This is a genomic window from Pseudoalteromonas sp. UBA6610 (assembly GCF_002433295.1).
Classification (GTDB): domain Bacteria; phylum Pseudomonadota; class Gammaproteobacteria; order Enterobacterales; family Alteromonadaceae; genus Pseudoalteromonas; species Pseudoalteromonas atlantica.
Window position 1 is genome coordinate 508 of the sequence record NZ_DJHW01000119.1, and the last position, 20117, is coordinate 20624.

Here is a 20117-nt window from a genome sequence, read left to right on the forward strand (position 1 = left end):
CCTGTAATAGACCACTTAGTGTAACATCAAGGCCGCGCTCATTCAACTCAACATAACGTCTGCGCGCGCGTTCTTGTGCACTAGCGGTTAAATATATTTTTAATGGTGCGTCTTGAAAAACCACGGTGCCCATATCTCGGCCATCAGCAATTAAGCCCCGTTCGGTTTTAAACGCACGCTGGCGTCGAAGTAACGCTTCACGTACACGCGGTAATGCAGCCACTTTTGAAGCAGCTGCCCCAACCTCTTCATTACGAATTGTCGAGGTTACATCTTCGCCTTCTAAAATAACTTTTCCAGCATTAGTTTGGCTATCAACCAAAAACTGCACATCTAAGTTTGCAGCAAGCGGGACAAGCGCTTCTTCGTTGTCTAATGCTATTTGGTGATGAAGTGCGGCAAGGGATAATACACGGTAAATTGCGCCGCTATCCAATACATCCCACCCCAATTTGTCGGCTAACAAGCGACAAACAGTTCCTTTACCTGAACCACTTGGGCCATCAACGGTGATTACGGGCATTAATAACGCCTGCATTTAAAACCTCCTGCAATGCACACCTAAATAAAACCGCGATATTATACGCCACTTCTGCAAATAGATCCGCTTTAGTGTGTAACTTTTTATAATTATTTATAAAAAACCTACTCACTCACTGATGCTAAAACCTTGAAAAAGGTTGGAAAAGTTTTATATGTACACTTAGGATCGTTGATTGTAATAGGCTTTCCGCCTACGGCAACCATTGCAAAACACATCGCTATACGGTGATCGTCATACGTATCTATAGCCACATCATTGAATGCACTCGGTGGTGTAATTTCGATAAAATCTTCACCCTCTACAACCCCGGCACCCACTTTACGAAGTTCAGTTGCCATTGCATATAAACGGTCGGTTTCTTTTACACGCCAGTTATAAATATTGCGAATAGCCGTGGGCCCTTTAGCAAATAAAGCAACCGTAGCAAGTGTCATTGCCGCATCAGGGATAGCGTTAGCGTCAATATCTACACCTTTTAATTCACCTTTGCGAACAACTAAACGCTCGTCATACCATTTTATTTCAGCGCCAACTTGTTCCATCACTTTAGCAAAACCAATATCACCTTGAACTGATTTAGCGCCCACGCCTTTAATTTCAATTTCGCCACCGGCAATGGCCGCTGCCGCAACAAAGTAAGACGCTGATGATGCATCACCCTCCACCATAATACGCTCTAGTGATTGGTATTGTTGGCCGCCTTTAACTTTAAATGTTGTATAGTCGCTGTGCTCAACAGTCACCCCAAAACGCGCCATTACATCTAACGTTATATCAATGTAAGGCTTAGATACCAAAGTACCCTTAATGGTAATTTGCGTATCACCACTAAATAAAGGGGCAGCCATTAGCAATGCTGTTAAAAATTGGCTAGAAATACTGCCATCAATTTCAACAGTACCGCCTTTAATTTGCCCACCAATTATTTTTAGTGGTGGGTAGTCTTTATGTTTTGTGTAGGTAATATCGCCGCCAAGTGCTTGAAGTGCATCTACTAAGTGCCCTATTGGGCGCTCTTCCATGCGCGGCTCACCTATAAGCTCATACTCCCCAGCTACAGCTGCGAGTACCGCGGTTAAAGGACGATAAGCAGTACCTGCATTGCCTAAAAATAAAGGTTCACTTGGGGTTTTAAATACACCGCCAACCCCTTCTACGGTTGCCACAGTGCGATCATCATTAAGCGTTACGTTAACACCTAGTAGTTTTAATGCACCCAACATATGGCGAATATCATCGCTATCTAGCAGGTTTTCAACAACGGTAGTCCCTTGAGCCAGCGCTGCTAATAATAAAATACGGTTTGATAGGCTTTTAGACCCAGGTAAGGTAACACTGCCATTTACACGAGAAATAGGCTCTAAACGAAGTTGTTCCATTAGCTGTGCTCCTGTGCAAATGCCGCCATAAAGTCAACCAAGGCTTGCACACCTGCAAGTGGCATTGCGTTATAAATACTTGCGCGCATACCGCCTACAATTCTGTGTCCTTCTAGGGCAAGTAAGCCAGCTTCTTTAGATTGCGTTACAAACTTTTCGTTTAAGCTTTCATCGTTTAGCCAAAACGGTACATTCATACGCGAACGACAATGCGTCGCTACTTTATTAGTATAAAAAGGCGATTCATCAATAAAGTCATAAAGCAGCTTAGCTTTAGCAATATTTTGTGCTTCCATTGCCTTAACGCCACCGTTTTTCTCTAGCCATTCAAATACTTCGGCCGCTAAATACCATGCAAAAGTAGGCGGTGTATTAAACATGCTGCCTTGTTTTGCTTCAAGTGCGTAATCTAAAATGCCAGGTTTAGCTAAACCGTCACGCTCAAGTAATGTTTTGCGAACAATAACAATAGCTATACCTGATGGACCTATATTTTTTTGTGCACCGGCATAAATTAAATCAAATTTATTTACGTCAATTTCGCGCGACAAAATAGTCGACGACATATCAGCAATAATAGGCGCTGTTGGGTGACTAGGCACATCAAAAATCTCTAATCCGTCTACCGTTTCATTTGGACAGTAGTGAATGTAAGATGCATCTGCAGGTAACTCCCACTGCGCCACTTCTTTTATAGAAAACAGCCCGTTTGCGTCATTTCTAACGTTGATTGAGTGGGTTTGAGTAAATTTATTAGCTTCGTCAGTGGCACTTTTAGACCAAACGCCGTTCTCGCAGTAAACCGCCGTTTTACCATTTTGATGTAAATTTAATGGCACAGCGCTAAATTGACCGCGGCCACCACCGTGCATAAATAACACTTCAAATTCATCGCTAATGTTCATTAAACGACGAAGGCTGGCTTCGCATTTTGCTGTAAGCGCTAAAAAATCTTTACTACGATGGCTTATTTCCATCACAGATACGCCTAAGTCTTGCCAGTCTAAAAATTCTTTTTGTGCTTTTTGCATAACAGCTTGTGGAAGCATAGCTGGCCCCGCACAAAAATTATATTTACTCATTACCTTTGCCTCATTCCAGTAATTTAAACTCTTTTGATAAACAAAAAAGGATTATTAATTTTTTTCAACATGATTAAAAAAAGCGGCCTTAGCCGCTTTTTCAATTTCAGTTATTCAGAAGGTGGATTATCATCCGTTGCTTCTTCATTTACTGTATCAACCGTTTCAACGTCTTCAATATCAACTAAGTCACTGTCTGTAACTTCAATCTCTTCGATACGTTGTAAACCAACTACTTGCTCTTCGTCAATAGTTCTGATCAAAATAACACCTTGGGTGTTACGTCCAACCGTCGATACTTCATTAACGCGGGTACGTACTAGCGTACCACGGTTTGAAATAATCATTATTTCGTCGTTGTCGTCAACTTGTACAGCGCCAACTACTGCGCCATTACGCTCACTCACCTTAATAGATACAACACCTTGTGTTGCACGGCTCTTAGATGGGTAATCTTCAAGTTGAGTACGTTTACCGTAACCATTTTCAGTCACAGTTAAAATAGCACCATCAGACTTAGGCACAATTAACGACACTACGCGTTGGTCGTCGGCCATTTTAATACCACGAACACCGGTAGCAGTACGACCCATAGGGCGAACACCTTTGAAACGAATTTCAGGGTTGCCTTCTTCGTCAAGTACCGGGTTGCCGTTTTCATCAACAACAGCAGACTCTTCCGCTTCTTTAAAGCGTACCACTTTACCTGCATCAGTAAACAACATAATTTCGTTGCTACCGTCGGTAATATCAACCCCAATTAGGCTATCGCCTTCGTTAAGGTTTACCGCAATAATACCGCTTGCACGTTGACGACTGTATGCCGTTAGTGGTGTTTTCTTCACAGTACCAAATGCAGTTGCCATGAAAATGTATTTATCTTCTTCGTACTCGCGTACAGGTAAGATAGCAGTAATGCGCTCATCATCTTCAAGTGGCAGTAAGTTAACAATTGGCTTACCGCGAGCGGCGCGACTAGCCAGTGGTAACTGGTATACTTTAAGCCAGTACAAACGACCCGCAGTAGAGAAACATAAAATGGTATCGTGGGTATTAGCCACTAAAAGACGCTCAATGAAATCTTCATCTTTCATCTTCGTTGCTGACTTACCTTTACCACCACGGCGCTGTGCTTCGTAATCAGACAATGCCTGATACTTAACGTAACCTTCGTGCGATAGGGTCACAACAACATCTTCTTCGTTAATTAAATCTTCAAGGCTAATATCGTGCGCTGCCGCGTTAATTTCTGTACGACGCTCATCACCATATTGCTCTTTAATTTCAACTAACTCATCACGAATAACTTCCATTAAACGCTCAGGGCTACCTAAAATGTGTAGTAGCTCAGCAATTAAATCTAACAGCGATTGGTACTCTGCTAAGATTTTTTCATGCTCAAGACCGGTTAGTTTGTGTAAACGTAAATCAAGAATTGCTTGTGCTTGCTGCTCAGAAATATAGTACTGACCATCGCGAATACCCAGCTCACTTGCCAGCCAATCTGGGCGTGCTACGTTTTCTTCGCCTGCTTTTTCAAGCATAGCTTGTACGTTACCTAAGTCCCATGGGCGAGCTGTTAAGGCTATTTTAGCCTCAGCTGGGGTTGGCGACTTACGAATAAGCTCAATAATTGGGTCGATGTTGGCAAGCGCAATTGCTAAACCTTCAAGGGTATGAGCACGGTCGCGCGCTTTACGTAAATCAAATACGGTACGGCGTGTAACCACTTCACGGCGGTGAATAACAAACTCTTCAAGCATTTCTTTTAAGTTGAAACACTTAGGTTGGTTGTTAATTAATGCAACCATATTCATACCAAACACAGTTTGTAACTGAGTTTGTGAATATAAGTTGTTGAGGATAACTTCACCTACATCACCACGTTTGATCTCAATAACGATACGCATACCGTCTTTATCTGATTCATCACGTAGTGCGCTGATGCCTTCAATTTTTTTATCTTTAACAAGCTCAGCAATTTTTTCAATTAAGCGTGCTTTGTTAACCTGATAAGGAATTTCGTGCACGATAATGGTTTCGCGGCCTGTTTTTTCATCGGTTTCGATGTCGGCACGTGCACGCATGTACACTTTACCACGGCCGGTTAAATAAGCATCTTCAATGCCTTTTTTACCATTGATAATGGCAGCCGTTGGGAAATCAGGACCCGGAATGTAATCCATTAATTCATGAATCGTTAAATCAGGGTTTTGAATAAGCGCTAAACAACCATTAACCACTTCAGTTAAGTTATGTGGTGGAATGTTTGTTGCCATACCTACCGCAATACCCGATGAACCGTTAACAAGTAAGTTAGGCACTTTGGTTGGTAAAACGTCAGGAATTTGTTCGGTACCGTCGTAGTTAGGAACGAAATCAACCGTTTCTTTTTCAAGATCGGCTAATAACTCATGCGACATTTTTGCCATACGTACTTCTGTATAACGCATTGCCGCTGCTGAATCACCATCAACCGAACCGAAGTTACCTTGGCCATCTACAAGCATATAACGTAGTGAGAATGGCTGTGCCATACGCACGATGGTGTCATAAACTGCACTGTCGCCGTGTGGGTGGTATTTACCGATTACGTCACCGACCACACGGGCCGATTTTTTGTAAGGCTTATTCCAGTCATTACTAAGCTCGTTCATTGCAAACAAAACGCGGCGGTGAACAGGTTTTAAACCATCACGTACGTCTGGTAATGCACGTCCTACAATTACGCTCATTGCGTAATCAAGGTAGGAGTTTTTTAACTCGTCTTCAATATTGACTGGCAGAATTTCATTGGCGAGATCAGTCATTTGATATCACATTCCTTCAGTATCAGCTCTTAGCAACCCGGTATTAGGCGCCAAGAGTATTTGTTATTATTTCTAAGCGACCATGCTATCACAATTAATTTAAATTTACAGGCGCAAAACTTTGCGATTTATCAATTTAGCCCTATATAATGGCCTCAGATTGACGAGGAAGTATTTTATGACCGAACATCAAAATGTAGATAACGCAGAAATAGCAAAATTTGAAGCCATTGCAGAGCGATGGTGGGACCAAGACGGAGAGTTTAAACCTCTTCACGAAATTAACCCATTACGATTAGACTTTGTGGCTAACAAAACCCAAGGCTTATTTGATAAAGAAACACTCGATGTAGGCTGTGGTGGCGGCATTCTTAGCGAAAGCATGGCACGCATGGGCGCACACGTAACCGGTATAGACATGGGGCAAGAGCCACTCACCGTAGCAAAGCTTCATAGCCTAGAAACCGGTGTAAATGTTGACTATATAAAAGTACCTGCAGAAGAATTTGCAACCCAGCACCCTGCTCGCTTTGATGTAATAACCTGTATGGAAATGCTAGAGCACGTACCTGATCCTGCTTCTATTATTCATGCAGTCGCAGAGCTTGCCAAGCCAGGGGCTGATGTGTTTTTCTCAACCCTAAATAAAACGCCTAAAGCTTACTTGTTTGCTATTGTAGGTGCTGAAAAGCTGTTAAAAATGGTGCCTGAGGGCACACACGATCACAACAAATTTATAAAACCTGCACAACTGATTGCATGGGCTGAACAAGCCGGTTTAAAAGTACGTGCCAGTGCTGGCCTGGGCTACAACCCGCTTTCTAAGCAGTATTCATTAAATACAGATGTGAGTGTTAATTACATTCTTCACTTTGAGAAGTTGGCATAATGGCTAGCTCTCATACCCCCTTAACTCCTTTTGAGTACGACGCTTTCTTATTTGATTTAGATGGCACCTTGCTTGATACAGCAGACGATTTAGGTGCTGCTTTAAATGCTGTACTTAAAAGTGAAGGTGTTGCGCAAGTTACGCCTGAAGCGTATAGAAAAGTAGCATCTAATGGCGCCGGCGCACTACTTGAACTTGGCTTTAAAGCGCAATGGGCATCGCAACCACAAACTGAACGAATAAAACAGTTAGTCTGCCACTACAGCCAAAACCTAGCGACACACACCCGCTGCTTTGAAGGCATAGAATCATTACTCATAGCCCTTGAGAACCAAGGTATAAAATGGGGAATAATGACTAATAAGCCAGGGTTTTTAACCGATCCATTAGTGGCTGCTATACCCGCTTTAAAAAATGCACACGTTGTGATCAGTGGCGATACCCTCACCGAGGCTAAACCATCACCTTTACCCTTACTACACTGTACAAAACTGATGAACGTAGATCCTAAGCGTTGTTTATACATAGGTGATGCTCAACGTGATATAGAAGCAGGTAAAGCCGCAGGTATGCACACAGCAACAGCGCTTTGGGGCTATATACCAAGTATTGATGAGGCCAAGGGCTGGGAAGCCGATTTTAACTGGCACAGCCCTATTGATGCTTTTAACCATATATAGTGCCATGTAAATTTTTAAACACTATATATTGTGATTATGTTAGTTTTTATGCAAAGCTTGATGATAAAAAAAGCAGTCGAAATTTATTTTCAAAATGCATAAATTTAGCAGATCATTAGTTGATTTTTAGCTATTTCAACTTAAATGATTGTTCGAAGGTGAGTGACTACTAACACAAATACGTTATCCCAAAGTTATCCACAAATAGGGGCAATTATGTCCCTTGCAAATCAGCTCAGACCACACTATCTTGTGATCTCTAAATTGAACAACACCAGATATTGTGGCCAAATGTTATTCAATTAAATTCGCCAATACGGTGAAACTTATAATAAATGAATACGTACCTTGCTTTGGCGAGGTATAAAGCATTGGTCAAAATACACAATTCCCAAGGAATACAGGCAAAGCTATGAACCAACAGTTATCTGTAAGCAAGCGTGACGGGCGTAAAGAGCCTTTAGATCTTGATAAGATCCATCGCGTTATTGAATGGGCCGCCGAAGGTTTAAACAACGTATCGGTTTCACAGGTTGAATTAAAGTCACACATTCAATTTTACGACGGTATTCGTACAAAAGACATTCACGAAACCATCATTAAAGCAGCAGCCGATCAAATTTCAAAAGAGTCGCCTGACTACCAGTACTTAGCTGCCCGCTTAGCTGTATTCCACTTACGTAAAAAAGCGTATGGCCAGTTTGAGCCACCACGTTTATTTGACCATGTTACAAAAATGGTTGAAGACAAACGCTACGACGCTCATTTACTCGTTGATTACACAGAGCAAGAGCTTGATGAGCTAGATGCTTATCTTGATCATTCGCGCGATCTTAACTTTAGCTACGCAGCAGTAAAGCAGCTTGAAGGTAAATACCTAGTACAAAACCGCGTAACGGGTGAGATTTACGAAAGCGCCCAGTTTTTATATATCTTAGTGGCTGCGAGTTTATTCTCTGACTATCCGCGCGAAACGCGTACTGACTATATCAAACGTTTTTACGATGCAGTATCAACGTTTAAAATCTCTTTACCTACGCCAATTATGTCGGGTGTGCGTACACCTACGCGTCAGTTTAGCTCGTGTGTACTTATTGAATGTGGCGACAGCCTTGATTCAATTAACGCCACTTCATCTGCCATTGTTAAGTACGTTTCACAACGTGCAGGTATTGGTATTAACGCCGGCCGTATTCGTGCATTAGGTAGCCATATCCGTAATGGTGAGGCGTACCACACAGGTTGTATTCCTTTTTATAAGCACTTTCAAACAGCAGTTAAAAGCTGCTCGCAAGGTGGCGTACGTGGCGGTGCTGCAACGTTATTCTACCCGCTTTGGCATTTAGAAGTAGAAAACCTACTAGTACTTAAAAATAACCGTGGTGTTGATGATAACCGTGTTCGTCATTTAGATTACGGCGTACAGTTTAATAAACTAATGTATTCTCGTTTAATTAAAGACGACTACATTACGTTATTTAGCCCATCAGATGTGCCTGGCCTTTACGATGCATTCTTTGAAGACCAAGACGAGTTTGACGCGTTATACGTAAAATACGAGCAAGACGAGTCTATTCGTAAAAAGCGTATTAAAGCGATTGAGCTTTTCTCAATGTTCGCACAAGAGCGTGCCAGCACAGGTCGTATTTATTTACAAAACGTGGATCACTGTAATACGCACAGCCCGTTTATTTCTAAAGTGGCGCCAATTCGCCAATCTAACTTATGTTTAGAAATTGCATTGCCAACTAAGCCGTTAAATAACGTAAACGATGAAGAAGGCGAAATTGCACTTTGTACGCTATCTGCATTTAACCTAGGCGCTATTGAGTCACTTGATGAACTTGAAGAGCTTGCTGAGCTTGCAGTACGTGCACTTGATAACCTACTTGATTTCCAAGACTACCCAGTACCGGCTGCACGTAATGCCACTATGGGCCGTCGTACGTTAGGAATAGGCGTAATTAACTACGCTTACTACCTTGCTAAAAATGGTAAGCGTTACTCAGATGGCAGTGCTAATGCACTGACTCACAAAACGTTTGAAGCAATTCAATACTACTTAATGAAGGCATCAAACGAGCTGGCTAAAGAGCGTGGCGCGTGTCCTAAGTTTAACGAAACAACGTACTCTCAAGGTATTATGCCAACTGATACGTACAAACGTGACTTAGATAAAATTTGTGATGAGCCACTGCACTTAGATTGGGATTCGTTACGTGCCAGCATTAAAGAGCACGGCATGCGTAACTCAACACTTAGCGCATTAATGCCTTCAGAAACATCGTCGCAAATCTCTAACGCAACTAACGGTATTGAGCCACCACGTGGTCACATTAGCGTTAAAGCAAGTAAAGACGGTATTTTAAAACAAGTAGTTCCTGAGTACGAACGCTTAAAAGATAACTACGAGCTACTGTGGGATATTCCATCAAACGATGGTTACTTACAGTTAGTGGGCATAATGCAAAAGTTTATTGACCAAACTATTTCGGCCAATACTAATTATGATCCAAACAAATACGAAGGCGGTAAAGTACCTATGAAAGTCTTATTAAAAGACTTACTAGGTGCATACAAGCTTGGTGTTAAAACACTTTACTACCATAACACCCGTGATGGCGCATCAGATGCACAAGACGACACTCCAGAAGTGGAAGATGATGATTGTGCAGGCGGCGCGTGTAAAATTTAATAGTTAAACTTAAAGCGGGCTCTTTGCCCGCTTTGTCCTGATAGTTTTAGTGATAGTTTTTTGAGTGATAGACATGTCTTATACTACTTTTAGTCGTAACCATAATGATCAAATGCAAGAGCCAATGTTTTTTGGCCAAACCGTTAACGTTTCGCGTTACGATCAACAAAAATACCCTATTTTTGAAAAATTGATTGAAAAGCAACTTTCGTTTTTTTGGCGTCCAGAAGAAGTAGACGTAAGTAAAGACCGTTTAGACTTTCAAGCATTGCCAGAGCACGAAAAGCACATATTTTTAAGTAACTTAAAATATCAAACGCTGCTTGATAGTGTACAAGGCCGCTCACCAAACGTTGCCCTACTCCCTATTGTGTCTATTCCTGAGCTAGAAACATGGATAGAAACGTGGGCATTTAGTGAAACTATTCACAGTCGCTCTTACACCCACATTATTCGTAACGTTACACAGTCACCAGAACTTATTTTTGATGACATAGTTAGTAACGAAAAAATTAGCGAACGTGCTGATGCGGTAACCACCTACTACGATGATTTAATCAATGGCGTGTCGCTTTATAACTTGTATGGCGAAGGCAAGCACGAAATTAACGGTCAAACCGTTGTGATTAGCTTATTTGATCTTAAAAAGAAACTTTACCTTGCCATGATGTCGGTAAATATTCTTGAAGCCATTCGTTTTTATGTCAGCTTTGCGTGTTCGTTTGCCTTTGCTGAGCGTGAATTAATGGAAGGTAACGCTAAAATCATCAAGCTAATCGCACGTGATGAAGCACTTCATCTGTCGGGTACGCAGCATATTTTAAACATTATGCAAGATGGTAAAGACGACCCTGAAATGGCGATTGTTGCCGCGCAGTGCCGTGAAGAAGCCATTAAAATGTTTGTTGAAGCCGCAGAGCAAGAAAAAGAATGGGCAGAGTACTTATTCAAAGATGGCTCTATGATTGGTTTAAACAAACACATTTTATGTCAGTATGTTGAATACATTACTAACGCACGTATGACCGCCATTGGCCTGCCTGCGCAATTTGAAAACAACAGTAATCCAATTCCATGGATCAACTCATGGCTTGTGTCTGACAACGTGCAAGTTGCACCGCAAGAAGCAGAAATTAGCTCATACCTTGTAGGTCAAATTGACTCACAAGTAGATGCCTCAGAATTTGGTGACTTTGATTTATAATGAGTGACAAACCCACTGCAAGTATAACGCTTGCAGATAACAGCCAGTGTATAGAATTTAGCACTGGCTGCCCTTCTGTTTTACATTGCTTAGAAAACCAAAAAATAGACGTAGCGTATCAATGCCGCGAAGGCTATTGTGGCGCGTGCAGGGCCACGTTAGTCTCAGGCCAAGTGCACTATAACGAAGAGCCTTTAGCGTTTGTACGCGAGGGAGAAATACTGCTGTGCTGCTGTAAGCCAAACGGTAATATAAGTATTAATTTAAAATAAATCTACTGCGTTTTATTCAAATGCTGTGGTTCAAACCGGTAGTGCCCTGTGATTTTATAATCAAAAAGCATATCGGTTTTTTCTGCCCCACGCCCAATGTTATGTACAATTAATGGATTGCCAGTTTGTACTGAACGCTCATTAACTACCATACCTATATGTGGCAGGTTACCCGGTAACATCCAAGTCACTATATCACCTGTTTTATAATCTTCAGGGCTATCAGATAACACTAACGCACGACCCTGTCTTTTAAAGTAGGTTTGTAAGTTAGGCACTCTTCGGTGGTCTATATTTTTATCAGGCTTATTTAAACCCCAAATACGTTTAGATGGATACAGTGTAAAGTTATTTTGCATGTCTTCATGCACGAGTTTCTGTAAATCGATGCCTAACTTTCTGTAACTTCTAATTATTACATCGGTGCACACACCTACATTCTCAGGTACATCACCACCAGGATAGCCAATAGAGCGATAAGACCCATCGTAGGTAACGTTATGTGTTGTTCTTTCAAGTAATGCAGCCACAATATCGTCATCAAACGATGCCGCATAGGCATTTACACTAAGTAAGCTCAGTAAAAAAACAGTAAAGCGTGTCATATGCAATCCTTTGAAAATGTTAATTAACTACAACGCTTGAACCACGTGTTCAGGCACGTTTATTTTATTGCCATTATTTGTAAAGTGCTTATCAAGACCATACGCCATTACTTCAAGTGGCGCAGCTGCATAACCAACCTGCTGAATTTCGGTTAAGTAACGTAACATAAAAGCCTCGGCGCCAAGTTCACTCCATTGGGCTACGTGAACAAGTTCATGAAAATGTACAGCTAAATTATCAGCTACGTAAGGAAGCATGTAATAAGTGTTTTTGTATGTAGTACCTGCGGCATCCATGTCAATAAAATCGTCTAATCCCATTTCACGCAAAAAAGGAAAGTTAGGTTTGGGTATTTCATCGACAATAACGTAAAAGGCATTTTTTAAAAATTCGACAGGATAAAACCCTGCAAACTCACTAGCAAATTTCTCACAACTAATTCTTTGGGTTTTATATTTAATATTTGTTGCATCAATCCATTGTTCTATTTGTTCGAGCACGTCCTTTCTCCAAAATACTAACTTAACATTGTATAAGTGTTGTAAGCCAACAACTCAATTGTAACAAAAGTAAATTAACGAATCTCTTTTTTAAAATTTAAAAATGTTAATCACTCTTCGGTTTAATTTAAAGACAGCGCGTATTTGCCATGTACAGGGAGTAAGCACATAAAATAGGCGTGGTTTACCTTAAAACCAAACTCTATGCTAATAATTTCAACATAGAAAAATAAACAGTTCATAGATAGTTAGACGTCTTCTTTATACTTAAAAAACTGTTATTATTTGTAACTAAAATCGTAGCTAAAACACTTATGTATAAATTTAACCTTACATACGTGAATTTGAGTATTAACACAATGCGTTTATGTGCAAGCCTTTTACTAATTTTACTTTCTGGTACAGCTAATGCTGAAAATATAAAACCCTTTACATCAGATGGGTGTAGCTCATTCCCTGATGGGACCATACAGCATAAAAAGCTCTGGTTAGCGTGCTGCACAGCGCATGACTATGCCTATTGGCAAGGTGGTACGTACGTAGAACGTTTAAAAGCAGATAAAGTATTACAGCAGTGTGTTGCTGATGTAGGCGAGATACATATAGCTAATCTCATGCTTGCTGGGGTACGTATTGGTGGAAGCCCTTTTATACCAACCACGTTTAGGTGGGGCTATGGCTGGTCTTATCCTAGGTTATATCAAGCATTAACAGCAGATGAGGTTGAGCAAATCACTGCTTTAAAAACTGAGTTAACTAAATCTGACTAAGGTCTTGTTGTAAAAAACTGACTATAAAAATAATATCAAAAGGAATTGAATCACTGTGCTTATACTTATACTACTGAACATCGTTTTAATTTTATTTCCAACAGTAATATCTTACTTTATTGCGCGTAATTACGCTAAAACCGCGAAATCAACAAACAAAGGAGCCTATATTAGAGCAGTGCTTTGGCCTAGTGTTTTTTCATGGACAATTTTTGCTGCTTTTGGGCACGGTGCAATTATCTTTCCCCTACCCTCAATACTCGCCGCAGTATTATATTTTTGTTTTTATGGCGAACGAGACGTCTATTATAACCCCCATGTTTTACTAAGCCCAACTATTCCAATAGCGGTTTATTTAATAAGTTATTTCAAATGCAAAAAAGCTGCCAATAAAGAGCTGACGCCCTAACCTACTGCATACTTGATAGTACGTTCTAAAATCACACATACTATTACTGTATTCCTATTAGTTATAATAACGTGAACACTATTAACTGAATATAATTGTGTAAATAACAGGTCTGGTAAATTAATAAAGCGTCATTACCAAAAATAACGAGTTTACTTATGCACCCAGATATACAAAAAAACTTTAAAATAAAACCTGCTCACATCATTTCATTCATTGTGTTTTTACTAGTTTCTATGTCTACACTAACCGCCAAAGTGTATGCCGCTGATGCTGTATGGCCTTCAAAAACCACTTACAAATATGCAAATGTAAATGGTAAATGGTAAATGGTAAATGGTAAATGGTAAATGGTAAATGGTAAAAAAAATCGTCTATCGAGAAGCTGGTACACAACATAAACAAACTATTATTTTATTACATGGTTATCCATCATCGTCACATAGCTACCGTGAACTAATTCCTCTTTGTCTGGGCGCTACCACGTAATAGCGCCTGATTATTTAGGTTCTGGTTATAACGCACGCTCAAACCCAGAAACTCAAAAATATACTTTTGATTTTCTGGCTCAATACTTGAAGAGTTACTAACAACGCTTAAAGTAAGGCGCTACGGCCTATATATACAAGACTTTGGAGCACCTGTGGGCTTTAGCATGTTGTTAAGTAACCCAATTAGACTTGATGCACTTATTGTACAAAATGGCAATGCGTATTTAGTAGGGCTAACCCTACCGAGGCAAGCGTTTTTTAAAGCCGCGAATGAGCAGAAAACACAAGCTCAGAGGGATAAATTTATTCATTCACGTCTAATAAAGCCATTATAAATAAGCAATATTTATGATACGTACAAAGTAACCCAGAAGTGACGAGCCCAGATAGCTGGACTCACGTTCTTCACTTTTTACAAACCAAATCCGATAGAGTAATTCAAGTACAATTGCTACAAGATTACTACAACAACCTTCTCGACTATCCAAAATGGCAAGCTTATTTACGCAATTACCAACCCCCAACGTTAATTGTATGAGGTAAAAACGACCCTGCGTTTATAGCCGCAGGCGCTAAAGCATACTTAAAAGATGTACCGAACGCTGAACTACATTTACTCGATTCAGGACACTTTAGTGTTAAAGAAAAACCAGTAGAAATTGCAAAGTACATTGTCGATTTTATGAATAAGCTAGCTCAATAGTAAGCCTTTTCTTTTGGTTTAGTATTTATAGCGAACATAAAAAAGCACTGAGGGTATAAACCATCAGCGCTTTATTAAGCTTAAGCCAAATCCACAAGAATCACATTTAATATGGATAAGTTATGTATTTAGCCTTCTTCTTCAATAAGTGACTCTAGTAGGTCGTGTATTTCAGCTTTAAGCGCTTTATCTTCAATTTTATTAGCGCTAACCTTGGCATTTTTTAGGCTTTTAATCGCTTCGTTTGTTTGTCCAAGCTCTATTTGTAGAGTTGCCATTGAATAAGCAACCGACGACATATGATCTTTGTTATTAATCGCAACCGATTTCTGTAGCGCTTTTTCATATGTGGTAATTGCCTCTTCAAGTTCTTCGGTAAAGTCAGCTAAGGTTTCCCACTGTACAGGGTGATCTTTTGAAGTATTCTCGTTTTCTTCACAAATAGCTTTGAGCCTAGAAAATAATAATTCAAACCTTTTACGGTCGTTTCTATTTGCAGCTTCCATCAGTTGCTCTGCTAAATCATGTACTGCTTTATATACTTTGGTGTTCATCATCAGGAACTATCCTTAACTGGTCACTAAACTAACTATTTAGAGGCGTCCTAATCTTATTAGAACGGCTAATTATTTAGGTGTAATAATACATTAATAATAAATAGCGGGTTGGAATTAAAAGTGTGGTTTTAAAATTATATATAAAAAAGTAATCCACCTTAGTTACAGTGATACACTGAGGAACAAATGGACACCTAATATACTGGCTAAAAATGAAAGAGTGCAACCAATGCGGTAAATGCTGTATTAAATACGGTGGGGGCGATTTAAGTGCAACCTTACAAGAAATTGAAATGTGGGCACTGTTTAACCCAGAGATTTATCAATATGTTAAAGATGATGAAATTTGGTTTGATCCAAATACACAATTGCGACTCTCCACTTGCCCCTTTTTAGAAATAGCGCCCAAAAAAGAGCCCTCTCATAAAACAATGTATATCTGTAGCATTTACCTAGATAGGCCAGAAGATTGCCGCCATTATCCAAGCCTGGTCTCAGAAATGATACGTGATGAATGCGAAATGATAGAACCTATCGATGTAAAAAACCAAACTAGAGCACAACATAAGCTTAATATAATTATGCTTGATAGCCGCTCTTAAACAGCTTATCTTATTTGCGTGTTTATTCATCGAAAAACATTAAGCTATAGTATAACATTGTTGATAAGTCAAAAATGCGGTGTTATATTATATCACAACATAGTAACCGCGAACCTTTAAGATAATGACAAAGTTAACATTAATTTCCTCTGCAGTTTTTTCTGTTTTATGTTCTCATTCAGCACTTGCTGCTACCGTTACCGGTAAAATAACAGACGATAAAAACCAACCTATTGAAAACGCAGCTGTACACGTACATGGTAAAGACCAAGGTGTAAAAACCAACGCACAGGGCGAATTTTCTATTGATGTAGACTCTCAAAGTCAATTGCATGTAAGTAAAGACAACTTTATAGACTCGCGTATTGCGGTAAATGAAAACTCAAACAATGTGACGGTGTCGCTTACCCCTACCTCGGTAGAAACCGTTGTTGTATATGCCTCTGCACTGCATAAAAATAGCTTAGAAATGATTTCGCCGGTGAGCGTTTTATCAGGTGATGAGCTTAAAAACAAATCAAAAGCGACCCTTGGCGAAACACTAAAGGGCTTACCAGGTGTTAATGCCAGTTACTTTGGTCCGGTATCATCAAGCCCTATTATCCGTGGTTTAGATGGCCCTCGCGTTAAAATTACCCAAAACGGTTTAGATGCCAGCGATGCATCGCGCATTGGCCCCGACCATGCAACCTCAAGCGACAGCTTAGCAGCGGAACAAATTGAAGTATTGCGCGGACCAAGCACCCTACTTTATGGCTCAGGCGCAATTGGTGGTGTGGTAAATGTGGTTGATAACCGTATTCCAACGAGCAATTTAGATGATTTAACCGGTGCAGCTGAATACAGCCATGACACGGTTTCTAACTCAAATACCGTGGCTGCAAAACTAGAAACAGGAAATGACGGATTTAACTTTCATTTTGATGGGACTAAACGCAGCGGCGATGACTATGAAACGCCTACATTTAACATTTCAGATGAAGATGGTGATGTAGAAACCCATAACTCTGTAGAAAACACTTTTATTGATAGCGACACATTTAATGTGGGTACGAGTTATGTGGGCGATCATTTAACGGTTGGCTTTTCTTACGGTAGCATTGAAACCGATTACGGTATTCCTGGGCATGAGCATCATGACCATGACCATGAAGGTGAAACCGAAGAAGAACACGATGAGCACGCAGATGAAGAGGAAGAAGAGTCTGTTTATGCACATCTAGAGCAAGATCGTTGGCAAGGCCTTATAAGCTATGCGCTCGATAACAACTGGATTGAAAATATTAATCTTCGTGTTGGCTACACTGATTACAAACACAGTGAAATTGAAGACGGTGAAATTGGCACCACCTTTAAAAATGAAACAACCGAAGCACGCTTAAATGTAGAGCACAAGTTAGCGCAGTGGCACGGTATGATGGGCTATCATTATAGTGAATCGGATTACGACGCAATTGGCGAAGAAGCATTTACTCCTGCAAGTGTGACCACTACACATGCGTTATACCTACTTGAAGAACGTGAATTTGGTGATGTTACACTCGAGCTTGGTGCGCGTATTGAAGATTACGAAATAACAAGCACAATTACCGAAAGCGAGCACGCACATGATCACGATGAAGAAGAAGATCATGACGAAGGCGAAGAAGAAAGCATTGCATACAGTGAAAGTTTTACTAATGTAAGCGCCTCTGCCGGTGCTATTTGGCAATACACACCAGGGCAAAGCGTAGCACTTAGCTTATCTCACTCTGAGCGTGCGCCCCTTTCTGCTGAGCTTTTATCAAACGGATTACACATTGCTACAGGTACTTACGAGCTAGGCCTTGGCTATCATATTGAAGATAACGAGGTTCACTTTGAGCCAGAAGACATTAAACAAGAAAAATCGACCAATTTAGATTTTAGCTTTAGACGTTTTAGCGGTGACTTTGGTTACACAGTTAACTTTTTCTATAACGATATTAAAAACTTTTATTATCAACAAAATACTGGATTAGTTTACGACGAAGAAGATGGTTTAGAGTCTGCAATTGGCGCTCATGATGATGCGGTTGCCGTATATCAATTTGCCAGCAAAGATGCTGAACTCTACGGTGTAGAATTTGATGTACACTATCAAATTGACCCTAATGCCATGGTTAAAGTATTTGGTGATTCAACACGCGCTAAGCTAAAAGACGACGAAGGTAACTTGCCGCGCATACCAGCAAATAAATTAGGATCTGAATTACAATACAATGTAGGCGATTTACAACTAACACTCACAGGTACGCACTACTTTGAGCAAGATAATATTAGCGCCTATGAAACTAAAACCGATGGCTACACAATTGTTGATGCTCAAGCTAATTATCAGTTAAGTTTAGGCGCTATAGATACGCAGCTATACTTAAATGTAGATAACATTACAGACGAACTTGGCTTTGTTCACAGCTCGTTTATAAAAGATAAAGCCCCACTACCAGGTAGAAACTTCCGCTTTGGTATTAGAGGTTATTTTTAATAACGCTTTGGCATTTATTTAGTTACTTTTAAAGCCGCATTTTATATGCGGTTTTTTTATGCCTACTCATTTAATTAACTAGGTTATTTATTTGTTGTAATAGCGTTTGTAGCGCAGGTAGCAAGTTTATCTTTCCCCCAAAATAACTCACTTAATTATGCGGATTGGCCTAAATTATTAACGTTTTTAAAGCTTGCTATAAAACCACAAGACACAAAAAAGCCGCGGTCAAGACCACGGCTTTTTAAATACTGACTTAATAACTAAATTAAGAAAGGATTTCGTGTAGCTCAACGTCAAATACAAGCGTTGAGAAAGGTGCAATTGCAGCACCTGCGCCACGTTCACCATAAGCAAGCTCATGAGGAACGTAAATACGCCATTTAGTGCCAACTGGCATCATTTGTAAAGCTTCAGTCCAGCCTTTGATCACGCCACCTACTGGGAATTCAGCTGGTTGACCGCGCTCGTAAGAGCTATCAAATACTGTACCGTTAATTAATGTACCGTGGTAATCAACACGTACTGTAGACTCAGCAGTTGGCTTTTCGCCTTCGCCTGTTGCTAGTACTTCGTATTGTAAACCAGACTCGGTAACAGTGACTTCAGGACGCTTAGCGTTTTCTTCTAAGAATGCAATACCTTCAGCAGAAAGTACTTTTGCTTCTTCTTCACGACGCGCTTGGATCTCTTCGTTAATTTTTTCAAATGCAGCTTGGATCTCAGGGATCTCAACTTGAAAAGCGCTACCAGCGTACGCATCTTTCATGCCTTCAAATACTGAATTTAGGTTTAAGCCTTCAAAAGGGTTAGACTTAAGTTGCTCACCCATTTGTAAGCCAATACCGTAACTTGCTTTTTCAGCATCTGTAGTAAAATTATCTGACATAATGTGTTTTTCACGTTTTGTTAGTTAAAAGACGCGTACATGCTAACATAAAATAAAACCGGTTTGGGGCTAGTTTTTACTGTGTTTTACCTTAATTTTGCCAACTATGTAGCTACAAAGGGGTAAACTGAATAAAAATCCAACAAGCAATGGCCACGCTAGTAAACCGCCGCTGCCAAACAGCACCAATGGCACTAATACTAAACCAACTAAGGCAATAAAAGCTGCGCCAATAACAGGCCAATGCGTATCGTATTTAGTAATAAGATGCGCAGTTAATACGTTAAAGCCAATACCATACACAAAGGCGGTGATAAGCGTTGCGTCTGGTTGTGCATCTGCTGCCATTTTTATTAATAAATTAATCGCGCTTTGATAACAGTAGCCAAATACAATCCACAGTAGTACATGCTTTACTAAGCGTTGCGATGTTGTAAGGTTTGCTTCTTTTGACATTTATTAAACTCCACAAAGCAAAAAACCGCCCATAAGGCGGTTTTTTTAAATAATGGTGGAGAGATAGGGATTT

19 protein-coding genes are annotated in these 20117 nt (G+C 40.2%); 10 read left to right on the plus strand and 9 right to left on the minus strand.

Annotated elements, in window-relative coordinates:
- From cmk to gyrA, 4 genes are all read right to left on the minus strand, one after another.
- On the minus strand, positions 1-538 hold a 538-nt coding region (gene cmk / locus B4F91_RS15870), incomplete at its 3' end, for a (d)CMP kinase (RefSeq protein ID WP_288635993.1).
- A 107-nt stretch (positions 539-645) separates the two neighbouring features.
- Positions 646-1923: a 3-phosphoshikimate 1-carboxyvinyltransferase gene (gene aroA / locus B4F91_RS15875; protein ID WP_055253473.1), complete on the minus strand. Its 1278-nt coding sequence runs from the start codon at positions 1921-1923 to the stop codon at positions 646-648.
- Positions 1923-3005, minus strand: coding sequence for a 3-phosphoserine/phosphohydroxythreonine transaminase (serC, locus tag B4F91_RS15880; protein WP_286936237.1), 1083 nt, complete (start codon positions 3003-3005; stop codon positions 1923-1925). Before serC ends, aroA begins: the two co-directional genes overlap by 1 nt.
- 110 nt (positions 3006-3115) lie before the next feature.
- Positions 3116-5815, minus strand: coding sequence for a DNA topoisomerase (ATP-hydrolyzing) subunit A (gene gyrA, locus B4F91_RS15885; protein WP_055253468.1), 2700 nt, complete (start codon positions 5813-5815; stop codon positions 3116-3118).
- A gap of 178 nt (positions 5816-5993) precedes the next feature.
- On the opposite strand from gyrA, the gene ubiG reads away from it, so the two are divergent.
- The 5 genes from ubiG to yfaE all read left to right on the plus strand — a co-directional run bounded on the left by ubiG (position 5994) and on the right by yfaE (position 11555).
- A complete protein-coding gene (gene ubiG / locus B4F91_RS15890) occupies positions 5994-6704 on the plus strand; it encodes a bifunctional 2-polyprenyl-6-hydroxyphenol methylase/3-demethylubiquinol 3-O-methyltransferase UbiG (protein WP_004587866.1) in 711 nt (236 codons plus the stop codon).
- Positions 6704-7384 (plus strand): HAD family hydrolase, encoded by a 681-nt coding sequence (locus B4F91_RS15895; protein WP_096041804.1) that lies wholly within the window; start codon positions 6704-6706, stop codon positions 7382-7384. Before ubiG ends, B4F91_RS15895 begins: the two co-directional genes overlap by 1 nt.
- Positions 7385-7796: 412 nt before the next feature.
- Positions 7797-10079 (plus strand): class 1a ribonucleoside-diphosphate reductase subunit alpha, encoded by a 2283-nt coding sequence (nrdA, locus tag B4F91_RS15900; protein ID WP_054982452.1) that lies wholly within the window; start codon positions 7797-7799, stop codon positions 10077-10079.
- 73 nt (positions 10080-10152) lie between these two features.
- Positions 10153-11283 carry a class Ia ribonucleoside-diphosphate reductase subunit beta gene (nrdB, locus tag B4F91_RS15905; protein ID WP_004587863.1) on the plus strand — a complete coding sequence of 377 codons (1131 nt, stop codon included), beginning with the start codon at positions 10153-10155 and terminating at the stop codon, positions 11281-11283.
- Positions 11283-11555, plus strand: coding sequence for a class I ribonucleotide reductase maintenance protein YfaE (gene yfaE, locus B4F91_RS15910; RefSeq protein ID WP_004587862.1), 273 nt, complete (start codon positions 11283-11285; stop codon positions 11553-11555). The genes nrdB and yfaE overlap by 1 nt, the downstream gene beginning before the upstream one ends.
- Before the next feature lie 2 nt (positions 11556-11557).
- Here the strand turns inward: yfaE and B4F91_RS15915 are convergent, their stop codons facing one another.
- A complete protein-coding gene (locus tag B4F91_RS15915) occupies positions 11558-12160 on the minus strand; it encodes a DUF1287 domain-containing protein (protein WP_286936434.1) in 603 nt (200 codons plus the stop codon).
- 27 nt (positions 12161-12187) lie between these two features.
- Positions 12188-12661, minus strand: coding sequence for a hypothetical protein (locus tag B4F91_RS15920; RefSeq protein ID WP_096041805.1), 474 nt, complete (start codon positions 12659-12661; stop codon positions 12188-12190).
- A 344-nt stretch (positions 12662-13005) separates the two neighbouring features.
- Between B4F91_RS15920 and B4F91_RS15925 the strand changes: the two genes are divergently transcribed.
- The 3 genes from B4F91_RS15925 (at position 13006) to B4F91_RS15935 (ending at position 14666) form a co-directional block, all read left to right on the plus strand.
- Complete coding sequence (locus B4F91_RS15925; RefSeq protein ID WP_414704619.1) at positions 13006-13431, plus strand: hypothetical protein; 426 nt, start codon at positions 13006-13008, stop codon at positions 13429-13431.
- Positions 13432-13998: 567 nt separating this feature from the next.
- The gene (locus tag B4F91_RS15930; RefSeq protein ID WP_286936433.1) at positions 13999-14169 is read left to right on the plus strand and encodes a hypothetical protein; all 171 of its coding nucleotides are present in this window, start codon (positions 13999-14001) and stop codon (positions 14167-14169) included.
- 326 nt (positions 14170-14495) lie between these two features.
- Complete coding sequence (locus tag B4F91_RS15935; RefSeq protein ID WP_288635997.1) at positions 14496-14666, plus strand: hypothetical protein; 171 nt, start codon at positions 14496-14498, stop codon at positions 14664-14666.
- A 496-nt stretch (positions 14667-15162) separates the two neighbouring features.
- Here the strand turns inward: B4F91_RS15935 and B4F91_RS15940 are convergent, their stop codons facing one another.
- Entirely contained in the window at positions 15163-15591 is a 429-nt protein-coding gene (locus B4F91_RS15940) for a tetratricopeptide repeat protein (RefSeq protein WP_248451443.1), read from the minus strand.
- 212 nt (positions 15592-15803) lie between these two features.
- On the opposite strand from B4F91_RS15940, the gene B4F91_RS15945 reads away from it, so the two are divergent.
- Complete coding sequence (locus tag B4F91_RS15945) at positions 15804-16193, plus strand: YkgJ family cysteine cluster protein (RefSeq protein ID WP_286936431.1); 390 nt, start codon at positions 15804-15806, stop codon at positions 16191-16193.
- A gap of 124 nt (positions 16194-16317) precedes the next feature.
- Positions 16318-18699, plus strand: coding sequence for a TonB-dependent receptor (locus tag B4F91_RS15950; RefSeq protein ID WP_286936429.1), 2382 nt, complete (start codon positions 16318-16320; stop codon positions 18697-18699).
- A gap of 268 nt (positions 18700-18967) precedes the next feature.
- Here B4F91_RS15950 and B4F91_RS15955 read toward each other — a convergent pair whose 3' ends face one another.
- Positions 18968-19588, minus strand: coding sequence for an FKBP-type peptidyl-prolyl cis-trans isomerase (locus B4F91_RS15955; RefSeq protein ID WP_288635999.1), 621 nt, complete (start codon positions 19586-19588; stop codon positions 18968-18970).
- Positions 19589-19657: 69 nt separating this feature from the next.
- Entirely contained in the window at positions 19658-20044 is a 387-nt protein-coding gene (locus B4F91_RS15960) for a hypothetical protein (protein WP_029772511.1), read from the minus strand.
- Positions 20045-20117 lie beyond the last annotated feature (73 nt).

What these genes read in the sequence shown, in the direction of transcription:
- aroA (WP_055253473.1), bottom strand. Translation starts at nt 1,923, where the DNA reads ATGGAACAACTTCGTTTAGAGCCTATTTCTCGTGTAAATGGCAGTGTT.
- serC (WP_286936237.1), bottom strand. Translation starts at nt 3,005, where the DNA reads ATGAGTAAATATAATTTTTGTGCGGGGCCAGCTATGCTTCCACAAGCT.
- gyrA (WP_055253468.1), bottom strand. Translation starts at nt 5,815, where the DNA reads ATGACTGATCTCGCCAATGAAATTCTGCCAGTCAATATTGAAGACGAG.
- ubiG (WP_004587866.1), top strand. Translation starts at nt 5,994, where the DNA reads ATGACCGAACATCAAAATGTAGATAACGCAGAAATAGCAAAATTTGAA.
- B4F91_RS15895 (WP_096041804.1), top strand. Translation starts at nt 6,704, where the DNA reads ATGGCTAGCTCTCATACCCCCTTAACTCCTTTTGAGTACGACGCTTTC.
- nrdA (WP_054982452.1), top strand. Translation starts at nt 7,797, where the DNA reads ATGAACCAACAGTTATCTGTAAGCAAGCGTGACGGGCGTAAAGAGCCT.
- nrdB (WP_004587863.1), top strand. Translation starts at nt 10,153, where the DNA reads ATGTCTTATACTACTTTTAGTCGTAACCATAATGATCAAATGCAAGAG.
- yfaE (WP_004587862.1), top strand. Translation starts at nt 11,283, where the DNA reads ATGAGTGACAAACCCACTGCAAGTATAACGCTTGCAGATAACAGCCAG.
- B4F91_RS15915 (WP_286936434.1), bottom strand. Translation starts at nt 12,160, where the DNA reads ATGACACGCTTTACTGTTTTTTTACTGAGCTTACTTAGTGTAAATGCC.
- B4F91_RS15930 (WP_286936433.1), top strand. Translation starts at nt 13,999, where the DNA reads ATGCACCCAGATATACAAAAAAACTTTAAAATAAAACCTGCTCACATC.
- B4F91_RS15935 (WP_288635997.1), top strand. Translation starts at nt 14,496, where the DNA reads ATGTTGTTAAGTAACCCAATTAGACTTGATGCACTTATTGTACAAAAT.
- B4F91_RS15940 (WP_248451443.1), bottom strand. Translation starts at nt 15,591, where the DNA reads ATGATGAACACCAAAGTATATAAAGCAGTACATGATTTAGCAGAGCAA.
- B4F91_RS15945 (WP_286936431.1), top strand. Translation starts at nt 15,804, where the DNA reads ATGAAAGAGTGCAACCAATGCGGTAAATGCTGTATTAAATACGGTGGG.
- B4F91_RS15950 (WP_286936429.1), top strand. Translation starts at nt 16,318, where the DNA reads ATGACAAAGTTAACATTAATTTCCTCTGCAGTTTTTTCTGTTTTATGT.
- B4F91_RS15955 (WP_288635999.1), bottom strand. Translation starts at nt 19,588, where the DNA reads ATGTCAGATAATTTTACTACAGATGCTGAAAAAGCAAGTTACGGTATT.
- B4F91_RS15960 (WP_029772511.1), bottom strand. Translation starts at nt 20,044, where the DNA reads ATGTCAAAAGAAGCAAACCTTACAACATCGCAACGCTTAGTAAAGCAT.